This window comes from Erythrobacter fulvus (assembly GCF_028595285.1).
Classification (GTDB): Bacteria; Pseudomonadota; Alphaproteobacteria; order Sphingomonadales; family Sphingomonadaceae; genus Erythrobacter; species Erythrobacter fulvus.
In genome coordinates, this window is record NZ_JAQQXQ010000015.1 from 47,730 (window position 1) to 54,455 (window position 6,726).

7 protein-coding genes are annotated in these 6,726 nt (G+C 65.8%); 1 reads left to right on the forward strand and 6 read right to left on the reverse strand.

The features are described from left to right. Positions 1–19 precede the first annotated feature (19 nt). From OIK40_RS14680 to OIK40_RS14705, 6 genes are read right to left on the reverse strand one after another with little or no spacing between them, the layout of a single operon-like run. Complete coding sequence (locus OIK40_RS14680; protein ID WP_273679110.1) at positions 20–433, reverse strand: Na+/H+ antiporter subunit G; 414 nt, start codon at positions 431–433, stop codon at positions 20–22. Continuing rightward, positions 430–711 carry a K+/H+ antiporter subunit F gene (locus tag OIK40_RS14685; RefSeq protein ID WP_273679111.1) on the reverse strand — a complete coding sequence of 94 codons (282 nt, stop codon included), beginning with the start codon at positions 709–711 and terminating at the stop codon, positions 430–432. Before OIK40_RS14685 ends, OIK40_RS14680 begins: the two co-directional genes overlap by 4 nt. Continuing rightward, the gene (locus OIK40_RS14690) at positions 708–1,193 is read right to left on the reverse strand and encodes a Na+/H+ antiporter subunit E (protein ID WP_273679112.1); all 486 of its coding nucleotides are present in this window, start codon (positions 1,191–1,193) and stop codon (positions 708–710) included. The genes OIK40_RS14685 and OIK40_RS14690 overlap by 4 nt, the downstream gene beginning before the upstream one ends. Continuing rightward, positions 1,190–2,719: a monovalent cation/H+ antiporter subunit D gene (locus tag OIK40_RS14695; protein ID WP_273679113.1), complete on the reverse strand. Its 1,530-nt coding sequence runs from the start codon at positions 2,717–2,719 to the stop codon at positions 1,190–1,192. The genes OIK40_RS14690 and OIK40_RS14695 overlap by 4 nt, the downstream gene beginning before the upstream one ends. Then, a complete protein-coding gene (locus OIK40_RS14700; RefSeq protein ID WP_273679114.1) occupies positions 2,716–3,081 on the reverse strand; it encodes a Na+/H+ antiporter subunit C in 366 nt (121 codons plus the stop codon). The genes OIK40_RS14695 and OIK40_RS14700 overlap by 4 nt, the downstream gene beginning before the upstream one ends. After that, positions 3,078–5,933 carry a monovalent cation/H+ antiporter subunit A gene (locus OIK40_RS14705; protein WP_273679115.1) on the reverse strand — a complete coding sequence of 952 codons (2,856 nt, stop codon included), beginning with the start codon at positions 5,931–5,933 and terminating at the stop codon, positions 3,078–3,080. Before OIK40_RS14705 ends, OIK40_RS14700 begins: the two co-directional genes overlap by 4 nt. Before the next feature lie 237 nt (positions 5,934–6,170). Here OIK40_RS14705 and cysD point away from each other — a divergent pair. Continuing rightward, on the forward strand, positions 6,171–6,726 hold a 556-nt coding region (gene cysD / locus OIK40_RS14710), incomplete at its 3' end, for a sulfate adenylyltransferase subunit CysD (RefSeq protein WP_273679116.1).

Here is a 6,726-nt window from a genome sequence, read left to right on the forward strand (position 1 = left end):
ATCGGCTCAGGCCGACCCGCTATTCGTCCGGGAACCAGCCCGGAGCGCCTTCTTCAGGTGCTTTGTAGGTGGCCCATTCGCTGCCGTCGCGCGGCGCGGCGGGTGGTCCGGCGGGGCCTGACTGCTCGCCAAGGCGAAGGCGGTGGAGATGCACCTTGGCGATCATGTTGGCTGCAATCGGCGCGGTGACGAACAGGAACAGCGAGACCAGCAATTCGTGCGTGGTCCATTCGCCTTTCACCAGCTGGAAGAAGATGATCGAGCCGACCAACATCGCGCCCAGCCCCAGCGTGCTCGCCTTGGTCGGGCCATGGAGGCGCTCCATCAGCGAGGGCAGGCGCACCAGCCCCCAGCTGCCGATCAGCGCGAAGCTGGCGCCCAGCACGATCAGCGCGCTCGCCAGCAGTTCGGGCAGTGAAACGGAGCCGATCATTCGATGATGTCCCCCCGCAACAGGAATTTGCAATAGGCCACCGTGCCCACGAAGCCGACCATCGCCAGCAGCATCGCCGCTTCGAAAGAAGTGCCCTCGCCATTGGCAATCCCGGCCAGCACGATGATGCCGATCGCGTTGATCACCATCGTATCGAGCGCCAGGATGCGGTCCGCCACCCCCGGCCCCTTGAACAGGCGCCACAGGTTCAGCGCCAGCGCAAGGCCGAGCGCGGCAAAGCCGAAGCCGAGCGCCCAGGTGATAACCGGCCCGGTCATGCAAAAATCCTCTTCAGCCGTGCTTCGTAACGCGCCTTGGTGCGGGCGATCTCGCCCGCCGGATCGGGCGCATGGAGCGCGTGGACCAGCAGGTAGGTTCCGCAGGCCGAAACATCGGCGGAAACCGTGCCGGGGGTGAGGCTGATGGTCCCGGCGAACACGGTAATCGCCTCGGGGCTTTCAAGCTCCAGCGGGATTGCCAGCCATGCGGGTTGCAGCTTGTGGTTCGGCTTGAACAGGATGATCGCCGCGACTTCGAAATTAGCGACGATGATGTCCCAGACGACTAAGCCGACATAGGCGGTTCCCGCCGCGAACCTTATCGGCGGCCGCTCGGGCCAGTAGGCGTCGGTGAACAGCGGCACGACGATGCCGATGACCAGGCCGAGGAACAGCGTCCCGAAGGTCAGATCGTTGACCATCACCATCCACACGATCACCAGCAGCGCGGAAAGGCCCGGATGCGGGATAAGGCGGCTCATTGCACGTCCTCCCCCAGCACGGCGCGGGCAGCCGCCGCACGATCCAGCACCTGCGCTGCAGCCTCGTCGGCATAGGTGGTGGCCGGGCCCGCGCCTGCTGCCAGCGCGGCAAGCAACACCAGTGCGATCGCCGGAGCGACCAGATCGGAACGGGGCGCGGCAGCGGCGCCGCTGCTGACCCCATCGTCGGACTCGCTTTCTTTCCAGAACACCACGCTGCCTGCCCGTGCGAACCCGATCACCCCAATCAGCGTGGTGACAAGGATCACACCCCACGACCAGCCCCAGTCGGGCTGTCCCGTCACCGATTGCAGGATCAGCAGCTTGCCGATGAAGCCCGACAGCGGCGGCAGGCCGGTCGTCGCGATGGCGGCGGCCATGAACATCAGCGCGATAATCCCGCGCTGCGCGAAGGCAGGCGCAGGGCTGCAATTATCCGTTGCACCCGCGCGCCGCCGCGCAACGGCATCGGCCACCAGAAACAGGGCCGCCCCCGCGATGGTCGAATGGACGAGATAATACAGCGCCGCACCCAGCGTCGCCTGCTCCCATCCCGCCACCGCGATCAGCAATGTGCCGGTCGATCCGATGATGGCATAGCTCGCCTGTTCCGATAGGGTGCGCGCGGTGAACACTCCGGCAAAGCCGACCGCTGCGGTCACCAGCGCGGCGGGCCACAGGAACGGATCGGGCGTCCACGCCGCCGCGCCTGCCCCGTCGCCGAACACCTGCGGCACCACCCGGATCAGCGAATAGACGCCGACCTTGGTCATGATCGCGAACAGCCCCGCCACCGCCGGGGTGGCGACGTCATAGGTGCGCGGCAACCACAGGTGCAGTGGCACGATCGCCGCCTTGATCGCGAACACGCAGGCCAGCAGCAGTGCGGCAATGCGCAGCAGCCCCTGATCGGCGGGCGCGATTTCGGCCACCCGCATCCCCATGTCGGCCATGTTGAGCGTGCCGGTGAGCGCGTAGAGCAGCCCGAGTGCAATCAGGAACAGCGAGGATCCGACAAGGTTGACGACCACATATTGCACCCCCGCCTTGAGCCGCGCCGGACCCTGCCCGTGCAGCAACAGGCCATAGGAGGCGATCAGCAGCACCTCGAAGAACACGAAAAGGTTGAACAGGTCACCGGTCAGGAACGCGCCGTTGAGGCCCATCAGCTGGAACTGGAACAGCGGGTGGAAATGCCAGCCCTTGCGATCAACCCTTGTCACAACCGCGTGCAGCAGCGCCACCAGCGCGAGCACGCTGGCAAGCGTCAGCATGATCGCCGAAAGGCGGTCGGCCACCAGCACGATGCCGAAGGGCGCGGGCCATTCGCCCACGTCATAGACATGCACGATCCCGTCGCCGGCATAACCTAGCAGCGCCAGCGCCGTGCCCAGCATCGCGAAGCACGATGCGAAAGCGACGCCGATGCCCCATGCCGGATGGCGGCGCAGCAGCAGCAGCGTGGCCGGTGCGGCCAGTGCCGGAATGGCGACCGGCAGCAGCGGGAGATGATCGAGCCAGCTCACTCGCCCTTCTCCGTATCGCTGTCGTCGCACGGCACGCTATCGCCATCGACATGATCGCTGCCGGTTTCGAGGAAGCTCCTGAGCGCGAGGATCACAACGAAAGCCGTCATGCCGAAGGTGATGACGATTGCAGTCAACACCAGCGCCTGCGGCAGGGGATCGGTATATTCGCTCACCGCCTTGTCCCAGATCGGCGGGCGGTTCAGCACCAGCCTGCCGGATGCGAACAGGAACAGGTTGACGGCATAGGACAGCAGTGTGAGGCCCAGCACCACCTGAAAAGTGCGTGCGCGCAGGGACAGATAAATGCCCGCCGCCACCAGCACGCCGATGCTGCTCGCCACGAGGAATTCATAGGTCATGACGCATCCTCCTGCGCCGCAAGGCTCGCCTGTGCCTCGGCATGGGCACGGGCAGCGCGCTGGGCGATGTGACTGAGCTGCGCCAGCGTCAGCATCACCGCGCCGAACACGGTCAGGAACACGCCGGTATCGAACAGCATCGCGCTCGCCAGCTCGAACTTGCCGATCAACGGAAGGTAGAAATAGCCGAAGGTGGAGGTGAGGAAATTCGCGCCGAAGGCCAGCGCGCCCAGCCCGGTCGCCATCGCCGTCAGCACGCCCCAACCGATCATCTGGTGTTCGCCGAAGCGCCGCCGCGTATCCGTCCAGTCATAGCCGGCGGCGAGATATTGCAGCAGGAAGGCGATCGCGATCACCAGCGCGGCGATGAACCCGCCGCCCGGCTGGTTGTGACCGCGCAGGAACAGGTAGATGCCGACGGTCAGCGTCAGCGGCAGGGCGATACGGCTGGCCATCACGAACATCATCGGGTGGCGTTCGGGCGAGTGCGGCATGTCTTCCTGCCAGCTGCGCAGCCGCGCCCCGGCACTGCCGCGCGCGGTGGAATAGAGCAGCGCGTAGATGGCAAGGCCCGCAATCCCCAGCACGATGATCTCGCCCAGCGTATCGAAGGCGCGGAAGTCGACGAGGATGACGTTGACGACGTTGGTGCCGCCCCCGCCGGGCTTGGAATTGGCCAGATGATAGGCCGAAATGCTCGCCCCCGGCTCACGGGTCAGCATGGCCCAGGAAACGCCGCCCACCAGCACCCCGCCGACCACCGCCAGCGCCCCGTCGCGCCACTTGCGCGGGGTGGAGGACAGCACCGGCGGCGCCTTGGGCAGCAGGTTCAATGCCAGCAGCAGCAGCAGGATCGTCACCACCTCGACCGAGATTTGCGTCAGCGCCAGATCGGGTGCGGAGAAGCGCACGAAGGCGAGGCTGACGACAAGGCCGATGACGCTCACATAGATCAGCACGCGGAAACGCTGGCGCGAATCGTTCACCACCGCCGCTGTGGCCGCGATCAGCAGCGCCCAGGCCATGATCGCCGGTGGGGAAGCGGTGATCCCGGGGCGCGTGCCGGTAAAGGCGCCGCCGCCCGCCAGCGCACCGTCGATAATCAGCGCCACGATCACGGCAACCGTCGCGAACAGCATCCGCTGGAGCGAAGGCGTGTGGACGGCAATAATGGCCTTGCGCACCCAGGTGTCGGCAAAGCCCAGCACGGCATCGAACATCCGCTTTGCATCGCGGTGGGAGACGCTTTCCCATGCGCGCAGCAGCGCGGCATGACGCCACAGCATCAGCGCCCCGCCCGCCACCGCGATGGTGCTGAGGATCAGCGCAAGGTTGACCCCGTGCCACAGCGCCAGATCGAATTCGGGCGCTGCGCCGCCGATCACTGCCCCCGTCACCGCGCCCACCAGCGGCGCGGCAAGCAGCATCGGCATCAGCCCGAGCAGCACCGCCAGCACCGTCAGCAGCGCGCTGGGCGCCCACATGCCGGTGGCCGGATCATGCGCGCGGGCAAAGGGTTCGGGATCGCGCGGTTCGCCGAAGAACAGGTGCCATGCGAGCCGCAGCGAATAGCCGACCGAAAAGGTTGCCCCGATGGTCGCCAGCACCGGCACCAGCCACGGCAAGCCGAACAGCGCAACCTCGGGCGTTTCATACAGCATCATCTCCTTGGAGATGAACCCGCCCAGCGGCGGCAGCCCCGCCATGGATGCAGCGGCAAGCGTGGCGATCACCGCCGTCACCGGCATCGCTTTCGCCAGCCCGCCCAGCCGCCGGATATCGCGCGTGCCAGTTTCGTGATCGACGATACCCGCCGCCATGAACAGCGCCGCCTTGAACGCGGCGTGATTGAGGATGTGCAGCACCGCCGCCAGCGCCGCCATTTCGAGCGAGAAGCCCAGCAGCATCACCAACAGGCCCAGCTGGCTGATGGTCGAATAGGCGAGGATGCTTTTCAGATCATGCCGGAACAGCGCCACGATCGCGGCGAACACCATGGTGATCAGCCCGACAGAGGTGACGATCACGGTATAGAGATCGGTCCCCGAAAGTACCGGCCACAGCCGCGCCAGCAAGAACACCCCCGCCTTCACCATCGTCGCCGAATGCAGATAGGCGCTGACCGGCGTGGGCGCCGCCATCGCGTGGGGAAGCCAGAAATGGAACGGGAACTGCGCCGACTTGGTGAAACAGCCCAGCAGGATCAGACCGAGGATCACCGGATAATGCGGCGAGGCCTGCACCTGCGCCCCGCGCTGGAGGATCGTTGCAAGGTCAAAGGAACCGGCCACCGTCCCCAGCAGCACCATGCCCCCGATCAGCGCGAGCCCGCCGCCGCCGGTAACGGCCAACGCCATGCGCGCACCCTGCCGCCCTTCGGCTTTGTGTTGCCAGAACCCGATCAGCAGGAAGGAAGAAAGGCTGGTCAGTTCCCAGAACACCAGCAGCAACAGGACGTTGCCCGCCAGCACGATGCCCAGCATCGCGCCCTGGAACAGCATCAGGCTGGCGAAGAAGCGGCCCGTATCCTCGCCCTTGTAGAGATAGAAATGGGCAAAGATCACCACCAGCAGACCGATCCCGAGGATCAGCCCGGCAAACATCAATCCCAGCGGATCGACCATCAGCGTAAGATCAAGGCCGAGCGCAGGCACCCAGCTCAGGGTAGCCGAAGGCACCTCGCCGCCGATCACCGGCGCGGCCAGCCCCGCCAGCAGCGCCAGCCCGCCCGTGCTGGCCGCACCCGCCAGCCCCGAATGCAGGCCGCGCGACGCGCCATGCACCAGCGCAATCAGCAGAGCCGCGACAAAGGGCAGCGCCACCAGCGTATATAGCGTCAAGGCATAAGCCATTGGCGGCCCCGGTGGTCCCCTATCGTCAGAATTGACATTGCGATCGCGGCACTTGCGCGCGGCCCCGCCATAGCCGAGGGATTTGCACAAGGACAACCTCTGGCGCAAACGCAGCGTATGCACCGCGCGTTCCCACCGAAGTAAGCCTTGCCGGACTTGACGCCCCCCAAAGAAAACTAGCCCCCCCGAAACAAAACCGGGGTTGTGTTGCCGGGCGCAAGGCGTAGCTCAATCAGCATGCGTTCTCTCACCCATCTCGAACGGCTCGAAGCCGAAAGCATCCATATTTTCCGCGAGGTCGTGGCCGAGGCGGAAAACCCCGTCATGCTCTATTCGGTGGGCAAGGACAGCTCGGTCATGCTGCATCTGGCGCGCAAGGCCTTTTACCCCTCGCCGCCGCCTTTCCCGATGCTGCACGTGGCAAGCGGGTGGGACTTTCAGGACCTTATCGCCCACCGCGACCGCACGGTGCGCGAATACGGCCTGCGCCTGATCATTGCCGAAAACGAAGACGCCGAGGAACAGGGCATCAATCCCTTCGACACCGGCAGCGCGCTCTATTCGCAGGCGCAGTTGACCGATCCCCTGAAACGCGCGCTGACCGCGCACGGCTTCGACGCGGCCTTTGGCGGCGGGCGGCGCGATGAGGAAAAGGCGCGCGCCAAAGAGCGTATCTTTTCCTTCCGCACGGCCGCGCACCGCTGGGACCCCAAGAACCAGCGGCCCGAGCTGTGGAACCTCTACAACGCCAAGAAGAACAAGGGCGAAAGCATCCGCGTCTTCCCCCTGTCGA

Excerpts from the sequence above, each read along its gene's own strand:
- OIK40_RS14680 (WP_273679110.1), bottom strand. The coding sequence starts at position 433 with ATGATCGGCTCCGTTTCACTGCCCGAACTGCTGGCGAGCGCGCTGATC.
- OIK40_RS14685 (WP_273679111.1), bottom strand. The coding sequence starts at position 711 with ATGACCGGGCCGGTTATCACCTGGGCGCTCGGCTTCGGCTTTGCCGCG.
- OIK40_RS14690 (WP_273679112.1), bottom strand. The coding sequence starts at position 1,193 with ATGAGCCGCCTTATCCCGCATCCGGGCCTTTCCGCGCTGCTGGTGATC.
- OIK40_RS14700 (WP_273679114.1), bottom strand. The coding sequence starts at position 3,081 with ATGACCTATGAATTCCTCGTGGCGAGCAGCATCGGCGTGCTGGTGGCG.
- OIK40_RS14705 (WP_273679115.1), bottom strand. The coding sequence starts at position 5,933 with ATGGCTTATGCCTTGACGCTATATACGCTGGTGGCGCTGCCCTTTGTC.